General features: G+C 44.2%; 26 protein-coding genes and 1 riboswitch. Of the genes, 18 read left to right on the top strand and 8 right to left on the bottom strand.

The window, feature by feature from the left end:
• The first annotated feature begins 313 nt into the window (after positions 1-313).
• Positions 314-1,522, top strand: a complete 1,209-nt coding sequence (gene megL, locus AC4EHK_RS11115; protein WP_490978846.1) for a methionine gamma-lyase — start codon at positions 314-316, stop codon at positions 1,520-1,522.
• 48 nt (positions 1,523-1,570) lie between these two features.
• Here the strand turns inward: megL and AC4EHK_RS11110 are convergent, their stop codons facing one another.
• Together AC4EHK_RS11110 and hisJ are read right to left on the bottom strand one after the other, a co-directional pair.
• The gene (locus AC4EHK_RS11110) at positions 1,571-2,050 is read right to left on the bottom strand and encodes a GAF domain-containing protein (RefSeq protein ID WP_490978845.1); all 480 of its coding nucleotides are present in this window, start codon (positions 2,048-2,050) and stop codon (positions 1,571-1,573) included.
• A gap of 52 nt (positions 2,051-2,102) precedes the next feature.
• Positions 2,103-2,903, bottom strand: coding sequence for a histidinol-phosphatase HisJ (gene hisJ, locus AC4EHK_RS11105; protein WP_490978844.1), 801 nt, complete (start codon positions 2,901-2,903; stop codon positions 2,103-2,105).
• A gap of 153 nt (positions 2,904-3,056) precedes the next feature.
• Between hisJ and ezrA the strand changes: the two genes are divergently transcribed.
• The 14 genes from ezrA to AC4EHK_RS11035 all read left to right on the top strand — a co-directional run bounded on the left by ezrA (position 3,057) and on the right by AC4EHK_RS11035 (position 16,051).
• Positions 3,057-4,760: a septation ring formation regulator EzrA gene (gene ezrA / locus AC4EHK_RS11100; RefSeq protein WP_490978843.1), complete on the top strand. Its 1,704-nt coding sequence runs from the start codon at positions 3,057-3,059 to the stop codon at positions 4,758-4,760.
• Between the two features lie 58 nt (positions 4,761-4,818).
• The gene (locus AC4EHK_RS11095; protein ID WP_490978842.1) at positions 4,819-5,922 is read left to right on the top strand and encodes a cysteine desulfurase family protein; all 1,104 of its coding nucleotides are present in this window, start codon (positions 4,819-4,821) and stop codon (positions 5,920-5,922) included.
• Between the two features lie 6 nt (positions 5,923-5,928).
• Positions 5,929-7,131 carry a tRNA uracil 4-sulfurtransferase ThiI gene (thiI, locus tag AC4EHK_RS11090; RefSeq protein ID WP_490978841.1) on the top strand — a complete coding sequence of 401 codons (1,203 nt, stop codon included), beginning with the start codon at positions 5,929-5,931 and terminating at the stop codon, positions 7,129-7,131.
• A gap of 267 nt (positions 7,132-7,398) precedes the next feature.
• Positions 7,399-8,316 (top strand): EamA family transporter RarD, encoded by a 918-nt coding sequence (gene rarD / locus AC4EHK_RS11085; protein WP_490978840.1) that lies wholly within the window; start codon positions 7,399-7,401, stop codon positions 8,314-8,316.
• A 76-nt stretch (positions 8,317-8,392) separates the two neighbouring features.
• Positions 8,393-9,406: a signal peptide peptidase SppA gene (sppA, locus tag AC4EHK_RS11080; protein ID WP_490978839.1), complete on the top strand. Its 1,014-nt coding sequence runs from the start codon at positions 8,393-8,395 to the stop codon at positions 9,404-9,406.
• A gap of 12 nt (positions 9,407-9,418) precedes the next feature.
• On the top strand, positions 9,419-9,997 hold the full coding sequence (locus AC4EHK_RS11075; protein ID WP_490978838.1) for an RDD family protein: 579 nt from the start codon (positions 9,419-9,421) through the stop codon (positions 9,995-9,997).
• A 35-nt stretch (positions 9,998-10,032) separates the two neighbouring features.
• A complete protein-coding gene (gene tpx / locus AC4EHK_RS11070) occupies positions 10,033-10,539 on the top strand; it encodes a thiol peroxidase (protein ID WP_490978837.1) in 507 nt (168 codons plus the stop codon).
• A 54-nt stretch (positions 10,540-10,593) separates the two neighbouring features.
• Positions 10,594-11,517, top strand: coding sequence for a class I SAM-dependent methyltransferase (locus tag AC4EHK_RS11065; protein ID WP_490978836.1), 924 nt, complete (start codon positions 10,594-10,596; stop codon positions 11,515-11,517).
• Between the two features lie 76 nt (positions 11,518-11,593).
• Complete coding sequence (locus AC4EHK_RS11060) at positions 11,594-11,779, top strand: hypothetical protein (RefSeq protein WP_480335036.1); 186 nt, start codon at positions 11,594-11,596, stop codon at positions 11,777-11,779.
• Positions 11,780-11,909: 130 nt separating this feature from the next.
• Positions 11,910-12,770, top strand: coding sequence for a pentapeptide repeat-containing protein (locus tag AC4EHK_RS11055; protein WP_490978835.1), 861 nt, complete (start codon positions 11,910-11,912; stop codon positions 12,768-12,770).
• Positions 12,771-12,794: 24 nt separating this feature from the next.
• Positions 12,795-13,316 carry an RDD family protein gene (locus AC4EHK_RS11050; RefSeq protein ID WP_490978834.1) on the top strand — a complete coding sequence of 174 codons (522 nt, stop codon included), beginning with the start codon at positions 12,795-12,797 and terminating at the stop codon, positions 13,314-13,316.
• A gap of 347 nt (positions 13,317-13,663) precedes the next feature.
• Complete coding sequence (gene nhaC, locus AC4EHK_RS11045) at positions 13,664-15,049, top strand: Na+/H+ antiporter NhaC (RefSeq protein ID WP_490978833.1); 1,386 nt, start codon at positions 13,664-13,666, stop codon at positions 15,047-15,049.
• 143 nt (positions 15,050-15,192) lie between these two features.
• A complete protein-coding gene (locus tag AC4EHK_RS11040) occupies positions 15,193-15,612 on the top strand; it encodes a universal stress protein (RefSeq protein ID WP_490978832.1) in 420 nt (139 codons plus the stop codon).
• Positions 15,613-15,709: 97 nt separating this feature from the next.
• Positions 15,710-16,051 (top strand): zinc ribbon domain-containing protein YjdM, encoded by a 342-nt coding sequence (locus AC4EHK_RS11035; protein ID WP_490978831.1) that lies wholly within the window; start codon positions 15,710-15,712, stop codon positions 16,049-16,051.
• Between the two features lie 85 nt (positions 16,052-16,136).
• Here AC4EHK_RS11035 and queE read toward each other — a convergent pair whose 3' ends face one another.
• Genes queE through queC form a run of 3 tightly spaced genes read right to left on the bottom strand, consistent with a single transcriptional unit; the run spans position 16,137 to position 17,928 of the window.
• A complete protein-coding gene (queE, locus tag AC4EHK_RS11030) occupies positions 16,137-16,844 on the bottom strand; it encodes a 7-carboxy-7-deazaguanine synthase QueE (protein WP_490978830.1) in 708 nt (235 codons plus the stop codon).
• Positions 16,841-17,266: a 6-carboxytetrahydropterin synthase QueD gene (gene queD / locus AC4EHK_RS11025; RefSeq protein WP_490978829.1), complete on the bottom strand. Its 426-nt coding sequence runs from the start codon at positions 17,264-17,266 to the stop codon at positions 16,841-16,843. Before queD ends, queE begins: the two co-directional genes overlap by 4 nt.
• Positions 17,263-17,928, bottom strand: coding sequence for a 7-cyano-7-deazaguanine synthase QueC (gene queC, locus AC4EHK_RS11020; RefSeq protein WP_490978828.1), 666 nt, complete (start codon positions 17,926-17,928; stop codon positions 17,263-17,265). The genes queD and queC overlap by 4 nt, the downstream gene beginning before the upstream one ends.
• Positions 17,929-17,934: 6 nt before the next feature.
• A riboswitch (PreQ1 riboswitch) is annotated at positions 17,935-17,978 on the bottom strand.
• 153 nt (positions 17,979-18,131) lie between these two features.
• On the opposite strand from queC, the gene AC4EHK_RS11015 reads away from it, so the two are divergent.
• Entirely contained in the window at positions 18,132-19,070 is a 939-nt protein-coding gene (locus AC4EHK_RS11015; RefSeq protein ID WP_490978827.1) for an NADP-dependent oxidoreductase, read from the top strand.
• Positions 19,071-19,149: 79 nt separating this feature from the next.
• On the opposite strand, the gene AC4EHK_RS11010 is transcribed toward AC4EHK_RS11015, so the two are convergent.
• Both AC4EHK_RS11010 and AC4EHK_RS11005 read right to left on the bottom strand, forming a co-directional pair.
• The gene (locus AC4EHK_RS11010; protein WP_490978826.1) at positions 19,150-19,524 is read right to left on the bottom strand and encodes a VOC family protein; all 375 of its coding nucleotides are present in this window, start codon (positions 19,522-19,524) and stop codon (positions 19,150-19,152) included.
• Positions 19,525-19,668: 144 nt separating this feature from the next.
• Positions 19,669-20,175: a universal stress protein gene (locus AC4EHK_RS11005; RefSeq protein ID WP_490978825.1), complete on the bottom strand. Its 507-nt coding sequence runs from the start codon at positions 20,173-20,175 to the stop codon at positions 19,669-19,671.
• Between the two features lie 255 nt (positions 20,176-20,430).
• Here AC4EHK_RS11005 and ald point away from each other — a divergent pair, with 255 nt between their 5' ends.
• Positions 20,431-21,549: an alanine dehydrogenase gene (gene ald, locus AC4EHK_RS11000; RefSeq protein WP_490978824.1), complete on the top strand. Its 1,119-nt coding sequence runs from the start codon at positions 20,431-20,433 to the stop codon at positions 21,547-21,549.
• 36 nt (positions 21,550-21,585) lie between these two features.
• On the opposite strand, the gene AC4EHK_RS10995 is transcribed toward ald, so the two are convergent.
• Positions 21,586-22,683 (bottom strand): M24 family metallopeptidase, encoded by a 1,098-nt coding sequence (locus AC4EHK_RS10995; RefSeq protein ID WP_490978823.1) that lies wholly within the window; start codon positions 22,681-22,683, stop codon positions 21,586-21,588.
• 224 nt (positions 22,684-22,907) lie between these two features.
• On the opposite strand from AC4EHK_RS10995, the gene AC4EHK_RS10990 reads away from it, so the two are divergent.
• Positions 22,908-23,588 carry a metal-dependent hydrolase gene (locus AC4EHK_RS10990; RefSeq protein WP_490978822.1) on the top strand — a complete coding sequence of 227 codons (681 nt, stop codon included), beginning with the start codon at positions 22,908-22,910 and terminating at the stop codon, positions 23,586-23,588.
• Positions 23,589-23,777: the final 189 nt, after the last annotated feature.

Raw genomic sequence — 23,777 nt, 5'->3', positions numbered from 1 at the left:
GTTTTTGGTTTTTAGAGTAAAATAAAAACCAGATGCATTCATGCTGCAAGCCATTTTATATTCTTGTACCTTCGCTCAGCAGCCAAAGAGTTACACGATACACCTGCTATGAGGAATAAAATGGACGAACACGCACATACAACTGCTGCGATTATTTTACACAAAGCATAGTATAACCGATTTCGAACTCTGAAGTCAATAGAAATCCAAAGATGCCACTGAAAATGCCGACTTCCTTTTTCAGATGCTTCAGGGTAGAATGGACTTAAGATATAATGTAAGCGCTTTCTATTCCGGGTAAGGGGTGAACTTTATGACAGGGAAACAAATGAATCTAGAAACAGCGGTTATCCACAAAGGCTATGATGGTGCCAGTCATCACGATAGTTTGGTGACGCCGCTGTATCAAACTTCGACGTATTCTTTTGCCAATGCAGAACAAGGGGAAGATCGGTTTGCGGGAATCTGTGAAGGCAATATTTATTCACGGCTCGGCAATCCGACAGTTCGCGTGCTGGAGGAACGGATGGCAGAGATCGAAGGCGGCAAAGGGGCATTGGCTTTCGGGTCGGGGATGGCTGCGGTCAGTGCTATTTTGATTTATTTAACCAAAGCCGGTGACCACGTACTGTGCTCGAGAGGGATTTACGGCTGTACGTATGGCTTGCTGGAAATTATGGAAGAAAAGTATGGGATCACGCATGATCTCGTTTCCATGACTACCGAGCAGGAAGTCGAGCAGGCACTCACGCCAGAAACGGTTTGTATCTATGTGGAAACGCCGATCAATCCAACAATGGAACTGGTTAATTTGCAGGCAGTGATGGCAGTAGCGAAAAAGCACAAGCTCCAAGTGGTCGTAGACAACACCTTCTGTTCGCCGTATCTGCAGAATCCGTTGCAGATGGGAGCGGATTTTGTTTTGCACAGCGCAACCAAATACTTGAATGGCCATGGGGATGTGGTCGGCGGGATTTTGGTGGGGCGCGACGCGGAAGAAATGCAGCACATTCGGATGACGGTGCAAAAGGACGTAGGTGGCATCATGTCGCCATTTGATGCATGGCTATTGCTGAGAGGACTGAAAACTTTGCACGTGCGGATGGATCGCCATGTTGACAATGCTAAAACCGTTTTAAACTTTCTGAAACAACAGGATCTGGTAAAGAAAATTTATTATCCGTATGACAATGGGCATCCGCAAGTAGAAATTGCAAAGCGGCAAATGCGCCAAGGCGGGGGATTGATTTCCTTTGAAATCGCAGGAGGTAAAAAAGAAGCTCAGGCTTTCCTAAATGCCTTATCGTTGATCAAGATTGCAGTGAGTCTCGGAGATGCGGAAACATTGATTCAGCATCCAGCAACAATGACTCACGCGGTCGTCCCTGAGGAAAAACGAAAGGCAATGGGGATCAGCGACTCTTTGGTGCGGCTGTCGGTCGGACTTGAGCATACAGACGACTTGATTGAGGATTTGAACAAAGCGTTTGAAAGAGTAAAACCAAAACTTCAGGAAATATAGTCAAAAAAGACCCGAAGCTCGAATTTCGAGTTTCGGGTCTTGCTGTTTTTATAGATGTTTCATTAATACTTCAGTGAAAAGTTCCAAACCCTTTTGGTCTTCTTCAGTAAATCGACTCAGTTCTGGGCTGTCGATATCGAGAACACCGATCACCTGATCTTCTTTCATCAATGGAATGACAATTTCCGAACGAGATGCCGCATCGCAGGCGATATGTCCGGGGAATGCATGAACATCTTCTACCAACATGGTTTTTTTATCTGCAACGGCTGTGCCGCAAACACCCTTGCCAACTGGAATTCGGACACAGGCAGGAAGGCCTTGGAACGGACCAAGTACAAGCTCTCCTTCTTCCATTAAATAAAAACCGACCCAATTGGTGCGTTCAAGAAATTGATTGAGCAAAGAAGAAGCGTTGCTCAAATTGGCGATGCTATTTTTCTCACCCTCTAGCAATGCATCCAATTGCTTTGAAAGCATTTGGTACTGTTCTAAACTATTGCCGCTGTAATCTGTTTGTGTAAACAAAAAATAACCTCATTTCATTTTTTAGTTTGGAATACTTTCCAGAAGAAACCGTTCAACTTAGTTTAGTATAAATTTTCTCGTAATGCTTATGCAAGTCATCGACATTATGGGCGTCTGATCCGAAAACGAGTGGGATACCGAGCGATTCCGCATATTCAATGAAAGGAAGCGGTGGATAAACTTCCAGACAGTCGGGTTTCGACAAGCCTGCGCTGTTGACATCCAGTTCGAATCCAGCTGACTTCATTGATTGCAAAATGTTCTGGATTTGCGCAGTGTCATCAATTTTTTGGCCGTGTGCCAATTGGAATTTATGGATCAAGGTCGGGTGCCCGATTCGTTTTGGCTTGAATGGTCCAAGGTCTTCCTGGATAGAGGCTTCCAGCGTTTTGTAATAAAGTCCGTAGGCCGCTTCGACAGAACCGCTTGCAGCCGCTAGCTCCAGAAAAACTTCCTTGCTGTAATCCGCACAGTAATACTGATCATTCACTTTTAGAAAATGAACGGACAAAATAGAATCATCCAGGGCTGGTCCAATTTCATTTAAAAAAGAGGTGATTTCTTTTTCATACCCTGCGATAAAGTCGACTTCCAATCCTGCACGGATGCGAATGTCTTGTTGATAGACCGCTTTTAACCGATTGATTTCATGCATATAAGGAGTCAGCTGGTCCATGCTGATGCTGCTGTCTTTCAAAGGAGTAGGGTCCGTAAAATTAAGTGGAAGCGGGGCATGCTCGGTAAACGAAATATCCGTAAAACCCGAGTTTATTGCTTTTTCAATATAGCGTTCTGTAGAGTCTTTTGTCCCGTGAGGACAAAAATGCGTATGAATGTGACCATCTCGTTTCATAAAATCATCCTCTTTTCTTTCTATAAAAAAATATAATCGCTTTTCTTCTAATTTGGCAAACATAAGAGTAGAATACATGTTAAAATAAAAGAATCATGAATACATTTACGTATAACTGGTAATGTGATTTTGGAACAGGGGGCTATATGACTTATGATGGAGTATATCATCATTGCGGTCATCATTCTAATAGCGATAATGATCATCGGCTTTATGTTTCGCAAAAAACATCTGGCTGAAATTGAGCGCTTGGAACAGTTAAAACTGCAAATACAAAATAAACCGATACTAGAAGAATTGACAAAAGTGAAGCAATTAAACATGAACGGCCAGACGGAAGAAATGTTTGAACGCTGGCGCAACGTATGGACAGAAATTATGGATGTGCATATTCCAAAAATAGATGCTTCCCTATATGACGCTGAGGAGGCAATCAACCGCTTCCGTTTTGGCAAAGCGACAAAGCTTGAACAGGAAACCGAAGTGAAGATCGACAGCGTGGATCAACAAATGAACACCATCCTGGTCGAACTGGAAGAATTGATTGGCAGCGAAGAAAAGAATCGCAGCGAAATTGATTTGATTCAAGAAAAATACCGACGTGCCCGCAAAAATTTGCTGGCGCACCAGCATTCTTACGGGGCTGCTGCCGGACCGCTCGAGAAACGAATTGAATCGTTCATTCCGATGTTTGATGAATACGAGAAATTGACGAATGAAGGCAATTACTTAAAAGCCCGCGAAATTGTCATCAGCTTATCTACTGAGGGCGAACAAGCATTTTTGTTAGTCGATGACATTCCACCGTTATTGGCGGACGTCCAGACGAAAATTCCTTCTTATATTGCTGAATTGCGTCAAGGCAAAAGCGAAATGGAAGAGCAATCTTATTATTTGGGGCATTTAGAGCTAACGCTTCAATTGGATGAGATCGAAGAAGAGTTGGACGTGCTGAAAGAGAAAATTGCGCAATTGGAAATCGAACAAACGAAAATTGCCGTTGAAAAAATAAAAGATCAGATCGACTCGTTTTACGAACTGTTGGAAAAAGAAGTCGAGGCTAAGCATTATATTGACGATTTCCGTATCGATACCGAACGCCATTTAGAAGTAGTGGCTCGTGATACTCAAGAGATGGAAGAGGAATGCAGATACGTTCAGCACAGCTACAAAATCAGCGAAAGCGAAGCGGCCATTCCAAAGTCTTGCATGGAGAAGATGGAGCAGTTAGCAAAACGCTATGACTTATTGCGTTCACGCTTGGAAGAAGATCAATCCGCATATTCAAGCCTTCAAGAAGAGTTGCTTCATATCCGTGAAGATCTGTCGATTGTGGATTCAACACAAAACGATTTTATGACTTCATTGAAGAGCCTGCGCATTGAAGAAAACAAAGCTCGTACTAAAGTCGAGCAGTTAAAACGCAAATTGCAAGAAACAGACCGCGTGCTGCATAAAGCGAACATTCCCGGGATTCCAGAAGACATGGATGTCCGGTTGGAAGAAGCAGAAGAACATCTTTTTGTTACCATGCAAACTTTGCGTGAAGTGCCACTGAATATTAAGTTGGTTCATAATTATTTGGAGCAAGCTGAGAAAAGCATTGATGACGTCCATGCAAAAGCGGTTGAAATGGTTGAAAATGTGCTGTTGATTGAACGAATCATTCAGTACGGCAACCGTTACCGTAAATCCAACTTAGAGTTGGATGCCAAGCTGGAAGGAGCGGAAGAGTCGTTCCGTCAGCTTCGGTATACAAAAGCATTGGAAGAAGCGGCAACTGCAGTTGAAAACTTTGAACCCGGTTCGATGAAACGCATCGAAGTGCTGGTCAAAGAAGATGCTTGGCGCATTTAAAAAATAAAATGTAAACCACCAGCGAATGAGCTGGTGGTTTTCTTTTCGGAGGCGGAACATGATTTATTTAGACAACAGTGCGACGACTCGGCCAAGAAAAGAAGTGCTCGATGCCTTTGTAGCAGCAAATGAGCGTTTTTATGCCAATCCAGCCTCGCTGCATGCATTAGGAAACCAGGCAGAAGATTTGCTGGAAACCGCACGCAGCCAGCTGAAAGAACACTTGCATATGGAAAAAATTGTTTTCACTTCCGGTGGAACAGAAGCAAATAATTTGGCTTTAATTGGAACTGCCAGAAGCTACCAGCACCGGGGCAAACATATTGTCACTTCTGCAACGGAACATCCTTCCGTACTAAATAGCTTGGCTGCGTTGGAGCAGGAAGGCTTTATCGTTACGCGTCTGGCTGTCAACCGTTCGGGAGCGATCGATGTTGATGAGTTGATGAATGCGCTGAGAAAGGATACGATTTTAGTGTCTCTTATGCACGTCAACAATGAAATTGGCACCATCCATCCAATAGCGGAGATTGCGGCATTGCTGAAAGAGCAACGGATCTTGTTTCACGTGGATGCCGTTCAAAGCATGGGCAAGCTGGAACTCAATCCCAAAGCCATGCCTGATTTATTGTCCGTGTCGGGCCATAAGATCCATGGATTAAAAGGCACTGGGCTGCTGGCTTATTCTGGAGTAGAGTTGGAGGCTATTCAGTACGGTGGCGGTCAGGAAGCGGGAGTCCGAAGCGGCACTGTGTCCGTTCCAAATGCTATTGCTTTGGCGAAAGCATTGAGGTTGGCGCAACCCAATCCGCTGCATCGTGAGTGGAACGACAAGCTGCGTGAGTTTTTTTCAGCGTTTAAAGGCGTGAGGGTGGTCAGTCCGGAACGGGCAGCTCCGCATATACTGTCGGTGGCGGTAAAAGGCATCAAAGGTGAAGTCCTGGTATCCGGTTTGCAAAAAGACTCGGTCATCGTCTCTACTTCCAGTGCATGCTCATCAAAAAGCAGCAATACAAGCCATGTGATCGAAGCAATCGGTCTGCCGCGCGAGTTTAAAGATGGCGTCATCCGCATCAGTTTTGGAGCATTTACCGAAGAACAAGACATTCTCGCGCTGCAAAGCGCATTTCAGCGGGTTTACCGCACCATAAAAGGAGTTTAATCTACTATGAAAACCAATCAAATTCTCGTTCGTTACGGCGAGTTATCAACAAAAGGTAAAAACCGGAGTTCGTTCATTGGGCGGCTCCGCGACAATGTACGGCAAACGTTTTCTGATTTGGAACACATCCAAATTAAAGCTGAACGCGATCGAATGTTCATTACATCGTACAGTGAACTGGAATTGGCACAAGTGATTGAACGGTTGCCGCAAGTGTTCGGCATCCAATCGTTCAGCCCGGTAACTGCCTGTGAATTGGATCTTGAGGCAATGAAACAAACGGCAGAAGCAGTCATTGCTAAAATCCAAGATACCGACAAAAGTTTCAAAGTTTCTGTCAAACGGCCATATAAAGAGTTTCCACACGAAAAACCAGAAATCATGAAAGAATTAAGCTCGCACGTGTTGAGAATTTTTCCGAATTTGAAAGTCCAAATGAAAGATCCGGAAATCGATTTAAAAGTGGAAGTGCGTGAAGAAGCAGTTTATATGATGGCAGAAGTAATTCAAGGAGCTGGTGGCTTGCCTGTAGGAGCTGGAGGGAAAGCGCTATTGATGCTGTCTGGCGGCTTGGACAGTCCCGTTGCCGGATACCACATGCTCAAACGCGGCGTCCGTTTGGAACTGATCCATTTCTTTAGTCCACCGTTCACTAACGACCGTGCGAAGGAAAAAGTATTTGACCTTGCTGAAAAATTATCGCAGTTCGGTTCATCCGTCAATCTGCACATCATTCCGTTTACCAAGCTGCAGCAAGAAGTTCACAAACAAGTACCAGACAATATCACGATGACCTCTACACGCCGAATGATGATGCGCGTTGCAGACCTTGTCATGGCCGAAACCAATTGCCGCGCCATTATCACAGGCGAAAGTTTGGGTCAGGTGGCAAGCCAAACCCTAGAAAGCCTGCAAGCAATCAATGCTGTGACAAACACACCGATTCTTCGTCCACTAATTGCAATTGATAAGCTGGAAATTATCGATACAGCTCAGCAAATCGGAACGTATGATATTTCGATTCGCCCGTTTGAAGATTGCTGCACCATTTTCACGCCGGCAAATCCCAAAACCAAGCCAAAACTTGAAAAAGTGGAGTACTATGAGAACTTTGTTTCATTTGATGGGCTAATCGAAGAAGCAGTGGCAGAGCGGGAAATCATCAAGTTCCCACGCGTCAAAGTTGATCAATTTGCCGATCTATTATAAGCGTTGAGCCGCCTCTTTAGGGCGGCTCTTTTTGAATCATAGTTTCGATTTGCCCAATGCTTGTCTTCCGGTAAGTTTCTTCTTTTGGAAAATGGTCGCTGTAGGATGGTTAGCCATATCCAAACCCTTGCATGAAGCATACCAATCCTGACCGCTGCGACGCATGGAGTGGGAGTTTCTCTTTATTTACTTTACAGATAAGATGAGCCTATAATTAGACTGTTATTTCGAAATACAAAATATATAAAGATTGGTGCGCGATGCAGGATGACAGATTCTAAAAAAGGTATTTTGGTCATTATTTTAACGTATACTTTATGGGGGTTCATGCCAATTTTTTGGAAGCAAATTGATCATGTTCCAGCAGACGAAGTTTTAGCAGGGAGAATCATATGGTCTTTCTTATTTACACTAGGATTCATTCTTTTAATAAATGGAGGCCGCCAGCTGTGGCTTGACCTGAAAATGCTGTGGGCTTCCAAGAGGAAATTCTTCTTGTTGATGCTGGCATCGTTTCTGATTTCTGCGAACTGGTTTTTTTATGTTTATGCCGTTTCACATGACCGAATTGTTGAAACTAGCCTGGGCTACTACATCAATCCGTTAATCTCAATGCTCCTCGGCGCTATTTTCCTAAAGGAAAAACTATCGCCAGCGATAAAAGTTGCCTTTCTTTTGGCTGCCACAGGTGTCTTGATTTTAACCCTTTCTTTTGGCTCTTTGCCGTGGCTTGCTCTAGGCATGGCTTTCAGTTTTGCTTTTTATGGCCTAATCAAGAAAACCATTCGTTTGGATGCGCTGCGTGGGTTGGCAATTGAAACCTTGTTTGTTTTTCCTATTGCGATTGCGTACTATGTCTATTTGATGTCGGTTGACCGCGTGTCTTTTTTGCATACCGGACTGACCACAGATATTCTGCTAATTGCCAGTGGTGTAGTCACTGCTTTGCCGCTGTTGTTTTTTGCTATCGGAGCCCCATTAATCCCGCTTTATATGGTTGGGTTTCTGCAGTATATTGCACCTTCGCTCATGCTGTTGATCGGAGTCTTCATTTATGGAGAAGCCTTCACTACAATAGACATCATTTCTTTCTCCTTGATTTGGAGTGCTTTGATCTTGTTTACTTCCTCGAAGTTTATAGAAGCACGGGGAATTCGAAAGGCCAACCGAAAAATTTCGGTATGAATTTGCTTTTCTGGTGAAACATTTGCCTTTGTTTCCCGTATAGTAAAGAGTAGAAACCAAGGAGGGAATTGCACAAATGAATACAAAAAGATGGATCGCTTTAGTAGCAGCTGCAGTCGTATTGGGAATTTCATTGGTCATCAACTCAGCTTTCGCTTTTCTTCAAAGCGGGTTTGGCGAAGGCGTCGATGAGTTAATGGCGACCACACAATCAAGTATGTCGGAAGTTGTCATTGAGGATGGCGATTTTGACAACCGTGTGGCAGTTTTGAATGTTGACGGGGTAATCCAAGACACGGGAGAGGCATCGCCTTTGTTTGGAGCAGCCGGCTATAACCATTCGTTCTTTATGGAACAATTGGAAAATGTTAAAGAGGATGACTCAGTTAAAGCTGTCGTGCTTACGGTAAATTCACCGGGTGGCGGAGTAGTGGAATCAGCTGAAATTTACGACAAAATCACTGAAATCCAGGAAGAAACCCAAAAACCGTTTTACGTTTCTATGGGAGCAACAGCGGCTTCAGGCGGGTATTACATTGCTGCACCCGCAGATAAAATCTTTGTCAACGAAGAAACCTTGACCGGTTCTATCGGGGTTATCATGCAAAGCGTCAATTATGGCGAACTGGCAGAGCGTTACGGTGTAGACTTCGTTACCATCAAGTCGGGTCCGTACAAGGATATTATGAGTGCAACCCGCGACATGACAGATGATGAACGTGCACTTCTTCAAGAGATGCTGGATGATTCATATGAATCGTTTGTTGATGTCATTGAAGAAGGCCGGGGCATGACTGAAGACGAAGTTAGAGCTGTTGCAGATGGTCGTGTCATGAATGGCCGCCAAGCTGTTGAAGTCAACTTAGCCGATGATTTCGGATTTGAAGAAGACGTTATTGATCAAGTCAAAGCTGATTTTGATCTGGGCAATGCAGAAGTATTCCAATATGGGGCTTCAGAAGGATGGGGCTCATTATTGTCGATGAAAGTGGGTTCATTCTTTGGCAATGATGTAGAAACACAGATGATTACAAAAATGCTTACCGAATACAGTTCTCCGCGTATGATGTATTTATACGGTGATAAATAAGGAGGGACCATGATGACAGACCACGAAACGAATGAAACAGCAGAAAAAGTGCAAGTCCAATCACAGCGTCCCGACACGCCGAGCTACGAAGAAGTTCTTTTCTATGAACGGAAGCCTGCCGGTTTTTGGGTGCGTTTTTGGGCATATTTAATCGACCTTTTGGTTATCGCAGGGCTGACATCCATTTTGGTCAAGCCGGTCTTTGCGCTTCTCGGTCTTGAAACAAGCGGCATCCCTTGGTATGCACCGTATGCCATTTTATCAGCTGTCGTTTTCTATGGCTATTTTGTGCTAATGACTAAGTTTTTCAGACAAACTGTTGGGAAAATGATCATGGGCATCCGGGTAGTATCGTTGAAATCGGATGATTTGTCTTGGACAACTCTGTTTTTCCGGGAATGGATCGGCCGATTTATTTCAGTGACGATCCTGCCGCTTTACTGGATTGTCGGATTTACGCCGTTAAAGCAAGGGGTTCATGACTATATTGCAGATACGACAGTGGTGCACGAGGACTCTTTCAGAAAAAACAAGTTGGTTCAGAAAAAACGCCAAGATGGGTCTGGGTTGCAAGAAACCCGCGCCTTTTAGTATGATGAAGAGACAATGAAAGGGAGGCGTTTTGATTGGTACAAATTACATTCAAGAAAAACCCTGTTACTTTACCCAATAAAGAAGTAAAAGTGGGAGATCAGGCTCCAGATTTTTCGGTCTTATGGACGGACTTGAATCCGGTGACATTGCAGGATACTGCTGGAAAAATTCGGCTGATCAGTGTGGTTCCATCATTGGATACCGGCGTCTGCTCAGATCAGACAAAGCGCTTCAGCGATGAAGCAGCGGCGTTAGGCGATCATGTAGCGGTCCTGACCGTTTCAGCCGATTTGCCATTTGCGCAAAAACGCTGGACGGAAATCAACAAAGTTGATGCACTTACGACGTTATCGGATCACCGGGATCTTTCATTTGGTGAAGCATACGGAGTGACGATGAAGGAACTTCGGCTTCTGGCCCGCTCGATTTTCGTCATTGATCAACATGACAAAGTCGCCTATGTGGAATATGTCCCTGAAGGAACGGATCATCCCGATTACGACAAAGCGTTAGACGCAGTAAGAAAGTTAACAAACTAATACAAAGGAAACCCACTCAAAAGAGTGGGTTTCCTTATTGAGGACGGCGAACGCATGAATTCAACCATGGAAAAAACGTTTTATTTTATTGATAACCACACGACAAAAATCCAGCAAGAGCAGGAAAATGCTTACTTGGAAAGCTTGTTGACAACAACGGAAAATTGGCTGGATGGAGTCATTAAGCCAGAAGAGGGATCCAGCAAAGAAGATATTCGCAAAGCGCTTCAACTGGCGGTATTGAAAGGCATGAAAGAGCATGTCCAGCCGCATCACCAAATGACGCCGGATGCGCTTGGCTTATTAGTGGGGTATCTGGTAGAGCTGTTTGTCAAAAAAGAACAAGCCGTCATCTTGGATCCGGCTGTCGGAACCGGCAACTTGCTATTGACGGTCATGAACTATTTGGATGGTCGATTAACGGGAGCGGGCGTGGAGCTGGATGATTTGTTGATTCGCCTGGCTTCAAACGCTGGCAACCTGGTGGAACAGCCGATTACGTTCTATCTGCAGGACGCTCTGCAGCCCTTATTGATCGATCCGGTTGATGTTGTTGTTTCAGATTTGCCGGTAGGGTACTACCCGGACGAAGAAACAGCAGCCACCTACGAATTGAAAGCGGATGAAGGAATGTCTTTTGCCCACCATTTGTTTATCGAGCAATCGTTAAAACACACGGCTGAAGGCGGTTATTTGTTTTTTATTGTCCCTAAAGCGTTGTTTGAATCTGCACAAGCGAGCCAATTGCACAGTTTTCTAAAGAAACATGCCCATATCCAATCGGTAATGGAATTGCCGGAGAGCCTGTTTAAAAATTCGGCTCATGCGAAGGGAATCTTGGTCTTGCAGAAAAAACAAGAAGGTGTCAAAGCGCCGAAAGAAGTGTTATTGGCACGTGTGCCGAATATGTCAAAGCCGGAATCAATGTCAAAATTCTTTTCACAAGTTACCGGATGGTTTAAAGAAAACAAAGAATAAAGCAGCGGATTTATGCTATACTGAAGTTATAAAAACATCCAGATGCACCATTTTTTGATGAAAAGAGGTATGCGCAATGACCGAGTCAAACGAAGCACCAAAAAAAGTCAGTTTGCAGGAAGCCGTAAAACGCCAACTGGAAGCTAAGAAAAATCAAGCTGGAGACAAGCAGTCAGGCGGCAATGCTTCACTGTCGACCAAAAAGATGAAGAGCCAGCAATCAAAGAAAGTCAGCAATAACCGCCGCAAAATGGGTACGTAAAAAAGTATCGACATACGGAAGAATGTTGAAAAGGCAGGGAGATCGATTCCCTGCCTTTTTTCTTTGTGCAAAAAAAAAGTATACTGATTTAAATCGCTTTCTCAACTAATTTAAAAGGAGAAGGAATGCTATGCAGACAAATTTTCAAGATGCCTATGGTGCTGATGTCTTTCGAGCGGATTGCGAAAATTGTTTTGCTCTTTGCTGTGTCGCACTGGGTTTTACTGCTTCTGCAGATTTTCCAGTTGACAAGGCAGGAGGTGTACCATGCCGAAACTTAACATCAGACTTCAAATGTGGAATTCACCGGAACTTAAAACTCTCGGGCTATAGCGGATGTACAGTATTCGACTGTCTGGGTGCGGGACAAAAAGTTTCTCAGCAGACTTTTGGTGGAGTGAGCTGGAAAGACGATCCAGATTCAGCTCACCAAATGTTTCAAGTATTGCCGGTCATGCAGCAGCTTCAGGAAATGATCTTTTACTTAACGCAAGCTATTGAGCGCTGCGGCAGAGGGGAATTAGAAGAGGATCTGCACCAAAGCAGACAAGTGATTGAGCAACTTACTCTAGCCCCTGCTGAAAGTCTTTTATCGACAGATTTGCCTCATCATCGCCGGCATGTTAAAAATATGCTGGTACAGGTTAGTGATAGCGTTAGACTTGAATCAGGCCGATACAATAAAGAGATGAACCGGAAAAAAGGACGCAATTACCAGGGAGCAGATTTAATTGAGGCAAAACTGCAAGAAAGAGACATGAGAGGCTCGTTGTTTAGAGGCGCCTACTTGATTGGGGCGGATTTGGGCAATACAGATTTAAGAAACTCGGATTTTATCGGAGCAGATCTGCGAAATGCAGATTTGTCGGGAGCAAATTTAAAGGGCAGTCTTTATTTGACGCAAATGCAGTTGAACTCTGCAAGAGGAAACGCCTGCACGAAAATACCGAGTTTATTGTCTGTGCCCGCTCACTGGAGTGAAATGCGATGATTTGAAGAGAAGAGGAGGAGTTGGATGTATGCCGGCTTTTGGCTTCGTTTAAAAGCTTTTGCAATCGACTACCTGTTGATTTTTGCTTATCTGGCAGTGCTGCTAGTTTTTTCCCTATTTGTGATGCCTTCAATACAAGACTGGTTTCAGGCTTCTCGGATGACGGCTCAGCTTGCTGGCTTTCTCATGTTGACGCTGCCCGTTTCCCTTTACTTCATCATTTTGGATTCAACAATGGGCAGGCAAACGGTCGGCAAACGGAAAATGCAGCTTTGCGTTGTGGATAAGCAGGAGCAGCCTATTTCCATTTATCGTTCGACTTTTCGGACGGCATTGAAGTTTTTGCCTTGGGAGCTGTCCCATTTTATGGCTTACCGGATGATTTACTTGGGAGATGGCGAAGTGTTGCTGGGAGATTATTTGATAGGGGGATTGGTCTATGTTTTGATCTTACTTTATATTCTGATGGCTATTTTTACAAAGGACAAGCAGTCCCTTTATGACCGCTTAGCAAAAACCTATGTAGTAAAATCAAATTTTCTTTGAAAACTATTGACTTGCCGAGAAGAACTGGTAGAATCTATTTCAATATACTTTTAAAAAGAGTTAGATCTTGAACTAAAGAAACAAATATAGTTTGTCCATTTATTTAATAAATATCTCGATCGATGGTTTAGTAACCAATTTGTGCGCAGCAGCAAGAGACTGGATGGCAGGTGTGAATTCAGGCAGCAAATTGGATGAAATACGCCATCAGCTTTGATCGTTTCGAAAAAGAGTGAATGCTTTGTATAGACAAAGCATTAAATTGGGTGGTAACGCGGAGAAAACCTTCGTCCCTTTATGGGGACAGGAGGTTTTCTCTTTTTTTATAGAGAAAAGGAGAGTTTGCTATGCACAATATTAAGTCAGTCATCACACCCAGATTCCTGGAAGCCCTAATTTTAACTGCTCTTATTTTTCTGGTAATCAGTGTCAGCATCATCAGCTTTGAATCGGTTCCGCATATTCCTATCTTGTTTTCGATTTTGCTCTTGTTCGTTTACGGAGCCATAAAAAAAGTCTCTTACCGGAAGATGGAAAAGGGGCTGGTGGAAGGAGCAGGTGCGGGCATGAGTGCTGTCTTCCTGTTTTTCTTCATCGGCATACTCATCAGCAGTTGGATGATCAGCGGGACCATTCCGACACTTATTTACACAGGATTTACGCTCATTTCCATGACCTTTTTCTACGCCATTGTTTTTATCGTGACATCATTAATTGGTTTATCAATTGGCAGTTCCCTAACGACTGTTGCGACCATCGGCGTTGCTTTTATCGGCATGGCGACCGCAATGGACCTGTCTTTGGCTATAACGGCCGGAGCGATTGTGTCGGGAGCATTTTTTGGCGATAAAATGTCGCCATTGTCGGACACCACAAACTTGTCTTCTACCATTGTCGGTGTGGATCTTTTTGAACATATCCGCAACATGGGATGGACAACGATTCCTGCATTTGGGATAACCTTGATTTTGTTCGCGCTGCTTTCTCCAGAGTCAGCTGGTACAAGCATTCAAGATGTTGCAGCTTTTAAAGAGGGGTTGTTAGCCACGGGAATGATCCATTGGTATACGCTCATTCCGCTGGTTGTGCTCATTCTGCTGACGATTAGGAGAATGCCGGCTTTGGTTACGCTGGCAGTAAGTTCAGTGACTGCAATACTCATTTCATTTTTGCATCAAAGTTCAACAGCTTCTGAGCTATTTTCAGTCTTGTTCAGCGGCTATGTCTCCTCGACGGGGATAGAGGAAATCGATTCTTTGCTGTCGCGTGGGGGAATGGAGAGCATGATGTTCACGGTTGCTTTGGTGCTGCTTGCGCTTAGCATGGGCGGATTGCTGTTCACGTTAGGAATTGTGCAATGCCTGCTGGCAAAAGTGGAAAGCCTGCTGAAGAAAGTCTCTTCTGTCATTGCCGCTTCTGCATTAACGGCGATCGGCATCAACATCTTGATAGGGGAGCAATATCTGTCAATTCTGCTGACAGGACAAGCTTTTAAAGAACCATACGATAAAGTGGGGCTTGCCGGCAAAAACTTGAGCCGTGTGATGGAAGACGCAGGAACTGTGGTCAACCCGCTTGTCCCATGGAGTGTTTGCGGCATCTTTATTACGGGCGTCATCGGCGTTTCAACGCTCGATTACTTGCCATTCGCATTCTTCTGCCTGTTATCGCCATTATTGACTGTCTTGTTCGGCTTTACTGGAAAGACCTTGACGTATAAAGAAGCAAAATAAAAATGCTGGGAGAAGCAGGTGATGCAGTTAATCACCTGCTTTTTTGAAGGAATGGAGGAAATCGATCGGATGAGTCGAATAGTATTGCATATAGACTCTTATCCTGCTGCGACTTGGAAAAAAACAGTCGAGGAGTAGATATTATGTACAAATCAATTTTATTGGCTGCAGACGGTTCGGAAACTTCGATACGAGCTGGCACGCAAGCTGCGCAATTGGCCTCGTTGGTCAAAGGAGCTGAAGTAACGATTGTCTACGTTTCGGATTTTAATGAAGACAGCAATGAAGAAGTTCATGATGGCGGCCCGATAGAATTTGAACTGTCGCGCAAGAAAAAAACCCAGCCTATCCGAGAGGCCTTTGAACGCGAAAAAATCTATTACAAAACTGAAATTTTGCATGGCCGACCGGCACCGGCGATTATTGAACTGGCAAACGAAAGAAATTTTGACCTGGTTGTCATTGGCAGCAGAGGATTAAATGCGTTATCCGAAATGGTGTTGGGCAGCGTTAGCCGCAAAGTCGTGAATGGAGTGAATTGCCCTGTACTGATCGTAAAATAACGTGGACTTCTTTATAACGGAGTCTGGTATACTAATAAAAAAGATTGGTCTTATTTGCATATATGCCGTCGAAAGGCCGCTTGGAGGAAAACAACAAATGAAAACTTTACCTAATTGCCCTAAATGCAATTCTGAATATATTTACGAAGACGGCAGTTTGCTGGTATGCCCTGAATGCGCACATGAATGGAGTCCGCTTGCAGAAGCTGACAGCTCAGAACAAGAAAAGATTGTGAAAGATGCAAACGGCACGCCATTGCAAGATGGAGACGCTGTTACCGTCATCAAAGACCTGAAAGTCAAAGGCAGTTCATCGACTTTGAAAATTGGTACGAAAGTAAAAAGCATCCGGCTGGTCGAAGGCGACCACGACATCGACTGCAAAATAGATGGCTTTGGCGCTATGAAATTGAAATCGGAATTTGTCAAAAAAGCATAAAATGAAAAGCCCCTGCCCAAACTTAATAAAAAGTTTAGGCAGGGGCTTTATATTTTTAGGATATAGAGAGTGAACCGCAAAAGGATTAAACGCCGCGTTTATTTCCCCACACCAAGGTATGCAATTGCGGCAATACTTTGGCGTCATTCATGATAGGTGAACGAACGTGGTAATCGATTAATTGCTCATAACGATGCAGCAAGTCGGAAACCAGCTGGGCATCATCCGTTGTAACTGTATCTTCGTTGCCGGTCTGCAAGAAAAATGGAACCGCTGGATACCGCTGATGAAGCTCTTCTGCATAGGCAAAATCGTGCTGGTCAAACACCACAACCTTCAAACTGACGTTGGCATGCTGCAGCTTTTCCATAAACAAATCGAGTTTCACAAAATCCGTCTTCATTCCAGAGCTGGGCGGCTTTGGCGACAAGGTGATGTCGTCGATGTTAGTCAGCCAGTCTTGCCAAATTGACCCTTGGGTTTCAACGGCCACTTTCCAACCTTGTTGATGGCACAGCTCGACCAATTCACCAATGCCTTTATGAAGAGCGGGATTGCCACCTGAAATAGTGACGTGTGAAAATGCTGCGCCTCCGGTTTGGATAAGCTCTTCGACAATCTCAGCAGGCTGTTTGGAAACACTGGTTCCCGTACCGTCCCATGTGAATTTTGAATCACACCAGGAACAGGAATAGTCGCATCCGGCGGTTCGCACAAACATGGTTTTTTGTCCCATGACCATGCCTTCGCCTTGTATCGTTGGACCGAAGATTTCCATGACAGGGATTTTCATAACAGTTCCTCCTTGCGCGGACGGAACACCACATAGCTCGTTGGCGTTTCGCGAACAATCACTTGCAGGCAATTCGGCTGGTTGCTTTTTGTCTTCAATACTTGTTGAATCGATTGCCACACCTGCTGAGCAAGAAGTTCAGTGGTTGGAAATTTGTTCGTAAATTCCGGATGGTCGTTCAAGACGCTGTGGTCGTATTTTTTGTGAATCAGTTGTTTCACTAATTTAAAATCAATCAAAAAGCCAGTCGCATCAAGCTCATTGCCAGCAATGGTAATGTTGAGGTGATACGTATGGCCATGCATGACTTGGCATTTTCCTGCATCTTCACTTGGAATAAAATGCGCGGCAGAAAAATGCAGGTCTTTGTTGAGTTCGAATTGAAAGTCGTGTGCAGTGGTTGGGTAAAATTGCTGCATCATTCGACAGCACCTGCCGATTTTTTCGCCTGGTAGCGGGCAAGGCCTTCGTTGCGCAATATGCAGGATGGACATTCGCCGCACCCAGTGCTCGGAATGCCGTTGTAGCAAGTCAAAGTTTTTTCTTGGACAAAATCAAGAGCATCCAGCGTATCGGAAAGTTCCCACACATCGGCTTTATCCAGCCACATTAACGGGGTATGGATGATAAACTGCTTGTCCATTGCCAAATTCAATGTAACGTTTAAGGAACGGATAAAAGTGTCACGGCAGTCTGGGTAGCCGCTGAAATCGGTTTGGCTGACGCCGGTGATCAAATGCCGGGAACCGATCGCATCTGCATAAACTGCTGCAAAAGATAAGAACAGCAAGTTTCTGCCCGGTACGAAAGTGGAAGGCAATTCGCCTTCCTCGGCGGTCACTTCAATGTCGTCCCGTGTCAGCGCATTCGCAGACAGTTGATTGATCAAAGTCATATCCAGCACTTTGAACGAGACGCCAAGTTCTTCAGCGATTTTTCGGGCACATTCGATTTCGGCTGAATGGCGCTGGCCGTAATCAAATGTGACCGTTGCAACTTCTTTAAAATTTTTCATAGCCCAAAACAGGCAAGTGGTGCTGTCTTGGCCGCCGCTGAAAACGACGACCGCTTTTTCATTTTTCATCTAAAACACTCCTTAGTTTTTTAGAGAGGGAGTTTGCGAACCTCTTTAAGCGAACAGCATTAATAATACCATAATGTGCGTCAATCAGCTTTGGAATCGAACTATCCGAAAGCACAAGTGCTGCAAAGCGCTCTTCTGCTTTTAGTAAGGTATACTGATTTTGTAAAGAATCTCGTTGAACATATTGGAAGGGGAGATGTGACATGAAAGCAATCGTCATCGACAATTACGGAGGCAAGGAACAACTGAAAGAAAGAGAGCTGGAGAAACCGGCTATCAATGAAAACCAAGTACTTGTGGAAATCCATGCCACGTCCATCAATCCGATTGACTGGAAATTGCGTGAAGGATATTTGCAGGAAATGCTGCCATGGGAATTTCCGATTATTTTAGGTTGGGACGCAGCAGGGGTAATTGCTGAGGTTGGCAAAAACGTTAAGCATTACAGTGTGGGAGATCGGGTATTCGCTAGACCTGCCACCACACGCCAGGGAACATATGCAGAGTTTGTTCCGGTTGAAATGGAGCTTTTGGCACATATGCCAGAAAGCATGAGCTTTGAAGAAGGAGCAGCTATTCCGTTGACTGGATTGACTGCCTACCAATGCCTTGTAGGCTTTGCAGAAGTAAAAAAAGGGGACAAAGTGCTGATTCATGCAGGAGCAGGCGGAGTCGGCAGCATGGCCATCCAAATTGCCAATAGCATTGGTGCTTACGTAGCAACAACAGCAAGCGACAAAAATGATGAGTTGGTCAAGTCGCTTGGAGCAAACCGGGTAATCAATTACAGTGAAGAAGACTTCAGCGAACTGCTGGAAGATTTCGATGCGGTACTGGATACGATGGGTGGAGATGTTTTAGACAAAAGTTTTAAAGTGCTGAAAAAAGGCGGGAAACTGATTTCAATTGCCGGACAGCCTTCTGCTGAAAAAGCTGAAGAATACGGTGTGAAAGCCAGTAATTTTTGGTTGGAACCGAGCGGTGAACAATTGCAAAAGCTGGCAAACTTATACGTTTCGGGAGAACTGAAACCGACAATTGGCCATGTTTTTGATTTTACGGAGCAGGGATTGAAAGATGCGCATGAACTAAGTGAATCTCATCATGCCCGCGGAAAAATTGTCATTAAAATTAAATCTTAATCGAGCAAAGAAGAGGTTTTGGAATGTACTCATTCCAAAACCTCTTCTTTCAAAATTGGCTTTTAAACACTACTTGAATTTATTTTTCCATGACGGCAAAGTAATTGTTTTCACTGTCGGCAAAATTAAACACTTTGCCTGATGGCATGTCCACTATATCTCCAACGGTGATGCTTTGATCTGAAAACTTTTGGTGCAGCTCTTCAGCATTTTCAGTGAAAAACATTAAGGAGGGAGTGTCTAGATTTACTCCAGGCGACATCCTGGCAACGGCTTCTTTGTTATGTAGAATAATATTTGTTTCGGCACCTTCTGACGGTGCAATTTCAATCCATCTCATTCCGTGGGTATTTTCTTCAGCCACTATAGAAAATCCTAGTTTTTTTGTCCAAAAATTTAAGGCTTCGTCTTGGTCGTTGACATACAGCATAACTTGCCCAACTTTGCTGATCATGATCTTCAGCTCCTTTGTAATATTTGAATTAGTGCTTAATCGAAATCAAGTCCCAAAAGACCATCAAGCAAGAGCCCTGATGGTCTTTCGGTGTGAGTGAGATTGTTTGTAGCTTATGATGCCAAACCCATTTTATTTATCAGTTTAAAAGTTTTCAGGCTTGCCAGATTTGTCTTCAGAATAATATTCATCCGGTGCATCGTCCTGAGCTTCTTCTGTACGTACAACCAAAACATCGCATTTTGCCGAACGGACAATGTGTTCAGAGACACTGCCGATTAAGAAGCGTTCTACAGCATTTAATCCGGTTGCACCGCAAATAATAAGGTCAGCTTCTACTTTTTGAGCCAAGTCACGCGAAATCATGGTTTTCGGAGAACCGTAATCGACTACGATGTTCACTTTTTCAACACCGGCAGCTAAAGCTTCTTTTTTGTAGTCGTCCAATAAATCTTCCGCAAATTTTTGAGCGCGGTCAGCAATTGATCGATCGTACGCTTCGATGGCTGCGAATGACCGGGTATCGATGACGTTCACCAAATTTAATGTAGCGTGGTTCCGCTTGGCGATGCCAACTGACTTTTTAAATGCCCATTCTGCTTCTTTGGAACCGTCGACTGCAACTAGAATTTGACTGTACTTTAATGTCATCCTAAATTCCTCCTTTTGTCTCTCACTATAAACAATTCGCTATAAGTTTTAAGGTTCCTGCTAAATTGAACTTAATTTAGTGAATTTTTTGTCTAATTAATGGCGACTATTGCCCCCTGTATATAGAGTGTTTACAAGTATAAAAGTAGCAATTTGGAGCAGAAATCTTTAATTTCTGCTAAAATATAAGTGATTTCAGAAAATTCTTATAGATAATTAACGGATCCTACTAACGATAAAATGGAGGGTTTCGAGATGCGAATTGGCGTACCGACAGAAGTAAAAAACAATGAAAACCGAATTGCGATGACTCCGGCGGGTGTAGTCCATTTAAAACAGTATAATCACACCGTATATATTCAGGCGGGAGCTGGACTTGGTTCAGGATTTACTGACGAACATTACCGAGTTGCTGGAGCAAAAATCGCTGCCACGGCCGAAGAGGCATGGGCGCAGGAAATGGTCATGAAAGTAAAAGAACCGGAACCGGAAGAATACCGCTATTTTCGTGAAGGGCTGATCTTATTCACTTATTTGCATTTGGCTCCAGAAAAACAATTGACGCAAGCGCTGCTGCGTGCAAAAGTGACCGGCATTGCTTATGAGACCGTTCAGTTGCCGAACGGTTCCCTGCCTTTGCTGACGCCGATGAGCGAAGTAGCAGGCCGGATGTCTACGCAGATCGGAGCTCAATTTCTTGAAAAGATACACGGCGGTGCAGGAATTTTGCTTGGCGGAATTCCGGGTGTTGGGCGCGGCAAAGTGTGTGTGATTGGTGCGGGAGTTGCGGGGACCAATGCTGCCAAAATAGCAGTTGGAATGGGTGCAAATGTTACGATACTGGATTTAAATCCGGACCGCCTGCGCCAACTGGACGATCAGTTTGGCCAGGATGTCCAAACATTGATATCCAATCCATTGAATATTGCCGAATCTGTAAAAAAAGCAGATCTTGTTATTGGTGCGGTGCTAATTCCTGGAGCAAAGGCACCCAAACTGGTGACGGTAGACATGATCAAGTCCATGAAGCCTGGATCCGTTGTAGTAGATATTGCTATTGACCAAGGCGGGATTTTTGAGACCAGCGACCGTGTCACGACTCATGATGCACCGACATATGTAAAGCACGGAGTTGTCCACTATGCAGTAGCAAATATGCCAGGAGCCGTTCCAAGAACTTCTACGATTGGCTTAACGAATGTCACGGTGCCATATGCAGTTCAAATTGCCAATAAAGGGTTGGTCCAGGCGGTACGTGACAATGATGCCTTAAAAAAAGGCATCAATACGCTGGCTGGCTATGTAACATATGAGGCTGTAGCTTTAGACCAAGGACTGGAGTACAAATCAGTCGAAGATGTTTTAGGGGAATAAAACGGCGCCGGAAAGATTCCGGCGCCGTTTTTGATGTTAGTTTGTAATGATTTGAAGTTCCTTTGGAAATTTTGTCAAGACTTCGTAGCCGTCTTCTGTAACGACCACATCATCTTCGATGCGGACACCAACTTTGCCGGGAACATAAATGCCGGGTTCCAGTGTAAAGACCATTCCTTTATCCATTTTCATTGGATTGGCTCCGTGAATAGAAGGGAATTCGTGAACGGATATGCCAAGGCCATGGCCGAGGCGGTGTGTGAAATACTCACCATATCCTGCATCTGTAATGACTTTGCGGGAAATCTGGTCCAGCTCAGCTGCCGTGACACCCGGTTTGACCGCTTTCAGTGCAGCCAGTTCAGCCTGCAGAACGATATCATAAACGGCTTTTTGTTCTTCACCAGGTTCACCGAGCGCCAATGTGCGGGTGATATCTGAGCAATAGCCTTTGTGGACAACCCCAAGATCGAACAGCACCAAGTCACCATTTTGCAGTTTTCGGTCGCCGGTTTTTCCGTGAGGCGAAGCGGCTTTGTCGCCTGTCAACACGGTCGTATCGAACGACATATGAGTCACTCCGCGTTTTTTTAATGACAATTCAATTTCTGTCATCACTTCAATTTCAGTGATGCCTTCTTTAATTGTTTTAGCAGCGACTTCGATGGCATAATCGGCCAGTGCAGCTGCTTCACGCAAAATCTGAAGTTCTGTTTCGTCTTTGATGACGCGCATGGCATTCAACTGATCGTCCAGCTTCATAATTTCGAGTGAACCAAAAAACGAAAGGATGGCATCATAGCGGTCAACTGTCATATGGTTTTTTTCTATGGCCATGGTTTTCAACTCGATTCCACGAGATTGCGCGGTGTTGTATAAAATTTCCATCGAATTTTGCGTGTCTTCGTGGCCTACAATTTCGCCGGTCCATCCGGCGTTTTTTGCATCCGGCATTTCCATCTTCGGACAAATCAGGAAAGGTTCTGCTTCAGCGAATACCATCACCCCCAATAGGCGTTCGTGTGGGTTGCTTTGGAAGCCGCTGACATAAAAGACGTTAAAGGGATCGGTAATAAACGCAACGTCAATTGACTGTTCTTTTAAATAATTTTGTAATTGCTTGATTTTGGTCATATGTACTCCTCCTCTACATGTGTAGCATATCAAAAATCAGGGGATAAATCAGCTGCGAATCAAACTACTAGCTGCCATTTGCAAGTATTTCATGAAATCCTGCCGTGTTCCTGCATGTCGGAAACAGAGCAAGATTGTGGAATATCCATAATAAAATCGGTATCATTACAAATGAACATTTTTACATTTCCAACAATCAATAACAAACTCATTGGAGGGATAGTATGCACATTTCATATCACGGACATTCAGTTGTAAAAATTAAAACAGGCGACTTCACGATCCTAATTGATCCATTCATTAACGGAAACGAATTGACGGATTTGAAAGTGGCCGATGAAAAGCCAAATGCCATTCTTTTGACGCATGCCCACAACGATCATGTGGGGGATACGATTGAACTGGCAAAAAGCAATAACGCACAAGTAGTTGCACCAGTCGAACTGGCTAACTACTTAGGAAGCCAAGGAGTCAATGCAGTTGGCATGAACTTAGGCGGTGCACATGAATTTGATTTTGGTACAGTAAAATTTACAAAAGCATTCCATAGTTCTTCATATACAACCGAAGATGGCGAAGCAATTTATGGCGGCATGCCAGCCGGGATTCTCTTTAAAGCAGAAGGCAAAACAATTTATCATGCCGGAGATACCGAAGTGTTTGGCGATATGGAAATTCTCGGCAAACTTAACGACATTGATGTAGCCTTCGTGCCAATCGGTGACTTTTTCACAATGGGGCCGGAAGATGCAGCTTACGCAGTTGAGCTGTTAAACCCTAAAGTTGTAGTTCCCGTACACTATGATACTTTCCCACCCATCAAACAGGATCCCGAACACTTCAAGTCCTTGGTCAAAAATGCAGAAGTCAACATCCTGCAGCCAGGCGGCGGCATTGAATTATAATTACGGACAACACCCAGAGAGCCTTGGCTTTTTGGGTGTTTTTGTTTTCTATCCAACTGTTTCACTCGATTGCCAAATGCACAGGAGGTCCACAGGAAGTGAATATGGTAACCTTTGCGACAGGAAGTCGCGCTCATAGGTTACCTTCCATCAGGCCACCTCCACTTTTCTAATTGTCCAGTTGCGGTG

The sequence above is a fragment of the Planococcus sp. TJ-307 genome (genome assembly GCF_058268435.1).
Note: the sequence above shows the minus strand (reverse complement) of the source record. Positions and strands in the feature narration are given on the sequence as shown.

Coding starts and splice junctions, on each gene's coding strand:
- megL (WP_490978846.1), top strand. CDS start 314: ATGACAGGGAAACAAATGAATCTAGAAACAGCGGTTATCCACAAAGGC.
- hisJ (WP_490978844.1), bottom strand. CDS start 2,903: ATGAAACGAGATGGTCACATTCATACGCATTTTTGTCCTCACGGGACA.
- ezrA (WP_490978843.1), top strand. CDS start 3,057: ATGATGGAGTATATCATCATTGCGGTCATCATTCTAATAGCGATAATG.
- AC4EHK_RS11095 (WP_490978842.1), top strand. CDS start 4,819: ATGATTTATTTAGACAACAGTGCGACGACTCGGCCAAGAAAAGAAGTG.
- thiI (WP_490978841.1), top strand. CDS start 5,929: ATGAAAACCAATCAAATTCTCGTTCGTTACGGCGAGTTATCAACAAAA.
- rarD (WP_490978840.1), top strand. CDS start 7,399: ATGACAGATTCTAAAAAAGGTATTTTGGTCATTATTTTAACGTATACT.
- sppA (WP_490978839.1), top strand. CDS start 8,393: ATGAATACAAAAAGATGGATCGCTTTAGTAGCAGCTGCAGTCGTATTG.
- AC4EHK_RS11075 (WP_490978838.1), top strand. CDS start 9,419: ATGACAGACCACGAAACGAATGAAACAGCAGAAAAAGTGCAAGTCCAA.
- AC4EHK_RS11065 (WP_490978836.1), top strand. CDS start 10,594: ATGAATTCAACCATGGAAAAAACGTTTTATTTTATTGATAACCACACG.
- AC4EHK_RS11060 (WP_480335036.1), top strand. CDS start 11,594: ATGACCGAGTCAAACGAAGCACCAAAAAAAGTCAGTTTGCAGGAAGCC.
- AC4EHK_RS11055 (WP_490978835.1), top strand. CDS start 11,910: ATGCAGACAAATTTTCAAGATGCCTATGGTGCTGATGTCTTTCGAGCG.
- AC4EHK_RS11050 (WP_490978834.1), top strand. CDS start 12,795: ATGTATGCCGGCTTTTGGCTTCGTTTAAAAGCTTTTGCAATCGACTAC.
- nhaC (WP_490978833.1), top strand. CDS start 13,664: ATGCACAATATTAAGTCAGTCATCACACCCAGATTCCTGGAAGCCCTA.
- AC4EHK_RS11040 (WP_490978832.1), top strand. CDS start 15,193: ATGTACAAATCAATTTTATTGGCTGCAGACGGTTCGGAAACTTCGATA.
- AC4EHK_RS11035 (WP_490978831.1), top strand. CDS start 15,710: ATGAAAACTTTACCTAATTGCCCTAAATGCAATTCTGAATATATTTAC.
- queE (WP_490978830.1), bottom strand. CDS start 16,844: ATGAAAATCCCTGTCATGGAAATCTTCGGTCCAACGATACAAGGCGAA.
- queD (WP_490978829.1), bottom strand. CDS start 17,266: ATGATGCAGCAATTTTACCCAACCACTGCACACGACTTTCAATTCGAA.
- queC (WP_490978828.1), bottom strand. CDS start 17,928: ATGAAAAATGAAAAAGCGGTCGTCGTTTTCAGCGGCGGCCAAGACAGC.
- AC4EHK_RS11015 (WP_490978827.1), top strand. CDS start 18,132: ATGAAAGCAATCGTCATCGACAATTACGGAGGCAAGGAACAACTGAAA.
- AC4EHK_RS11010 (WP_490978826.1), bottom strand. CDS start 19,524: ATGATCAGCAAAGTTGGGCAAGTTATGCTGTATGTCAACGACCAAGAC.
- AC4EHK_RS11005 (WP_490978825.1), bottom strand. CDS start 20,175: ATGACATTAAAGTACAGTCAAATTCTAGTTGCAGTCGACGGTTCCAAA.
- ald (WP_490978824.1), top strand. CDS start 20,431: ATGCGAATTGGCGTACCGACAGAAGTAAAAAACAATGAAAACCGAATT.
- AC4EHK_RS10995 (WP_490978823.1), bottom strand. CDS start 22,683: ATGACCAAAATCAAGCAATTACAAAATTATTTAAAAGAACAGTCAATT.
- AC4EHK_RS10990 (WP_490978822.1), top strand. CDS start 22,908: ATGCACATTTCATATCACGGACATTCAGTTGTAAAAATTAAAACAGGC.